General features: G+C 39.1%; 1 protein-coding gene. It reads left to right on the forward strand.

Going from position 1 to position 1341, the window contains the following annotated elements:
* The first annotated feature begins 102 nt into the window (after positions 1 to 102).
* Positions 103 to 1284, forward strand: a complete 1182-nt coding sequence (locus OK414_RS14945) for an IS256-like element ISBame1 family transposase (protein WP_050691277.1) — start codon at positions 103 to 105, stop codon at positions 1282 to 1284.
* The last annotated feature ends 57 nt before the right edge of the window (positions 1285 to 1341 follow it).

Genomic DNA, 1341 nt, shown 5'->3' on the forward strand with positions numbered 1-1341 from the left:
GAGAGCGTAAAATATCTTGTGTAAATAAATAAATGCAAAAAGGAAGACCTTTTCTTGTAGAATTAAGTCACCACAACCAATTCAAAGAAAGAAGGTCTTCCTATGAATCAGTTTACAACAGATCTTGTTCAAGCTCTAGTCCAAAAAGAAGATGTGACGGAAATTTTCCGTTCTCACTTAGAAAATGCGGTTAATACGCTCTTAGCGAGCGAATTGACAGCCTTTTTGGACTACGAAAAATATGATCGTATTGGATTTAATACAGGGAATTCACGAAATGGTTCGTACGAACGAACGCTGCACACAGAGTTTGGAGAACTTCATCTCGTTATTCCTCGTGATCGGAATGGCGACTTTAAGCAACAGACGGTAGCTCCTTATAAAAGAGCCAATGATACGCTTGAAGCGTTTGTTATTCATATGTTCCAAAAGGGCGTAACGACTGCTGAAATTGCCCATTTGATGGAGCGCATGTATGGTCACCATTACACACCTCAAACTATTTCAAATATGACCAAAGTGATGTCTGAACAGGTAGAAGCATTCCGAGATCGAACGTTGTGTGCACGCTATGCGTGCGTTTATTTAGATGCTACATATATTGCTTTAAAACGAGATACAGTGTCTAAAGAAGCTGTCTATATTGCCGTTGGCATTCGCGAAGACGGTTCAAAAGAAGTGCTTGGCTATACAATCGCTCCTAACGAATCCGCCTTTGTCTGGAAAGAACTTTTAGAAGACATCAAATCTCGTGGCGTAGAGGAGATTCTGTTGTTTATTTCCGACGGGTTAAAAGGAATTTCAGACAGTGTTTTTTCTATCTATCCAGCTTCTTCTTATCAAACATGCTGTGTCCATCTTTCACGTACGATTGCTCATAAGGTTCGTGTATCCGATCGAGCTGAAATCTGTGAAGACTTTAAATCTGTGTACCGTGCAGAAAGCCTTGAAATGGGCCAACAGGCCCTACATTCGTTTATTGAAAAGTGGAAGTCAAAGTATCCAAAAGTGACAAAGCCACTGCTCAATAACTCTTATTTGTTCACGTTTTATAGCTTTCCTAAGTCTATTTGGCGCAGTATTTATTCGACCAATCTCATTGAATCTTTTAATAAACAAATCAAGAAATATAGTAAGCGTAAGGAACAATTCCCAAACGAAGAGTCACTTGAACGCTTCCTCGTTTCCCAATTTGACCAGTATAATCAGCGCTTTGCGACAAGATGTCATATTGGTTTTGATCAAGCTCGCGCAGAGCTACAAATGATGTTTAAAACAAACTAGTGAATAACATCTATAAGAAAAGGAAATTCGTATTTACACAAAATTATTGACGGTCCC

Source organism: Priestia sp. JV24, assembly GCF_025910025.1.
Classification (GTDB): Bacteria; Bacillota; Bacilli; order Bacillales; family Bacillaceae_H; genus Priestia; species Priestia megaterium.

Excerpts from the sequence above, each read along its gene's own strand:
- OK414_RS14945 (WP_050691277.1), top strand. The coding sequence starts at position 103 with ATGAATCAGTTTACAACAGATCTTGTTCAAGCTCTAGTCCAAAAAGAA.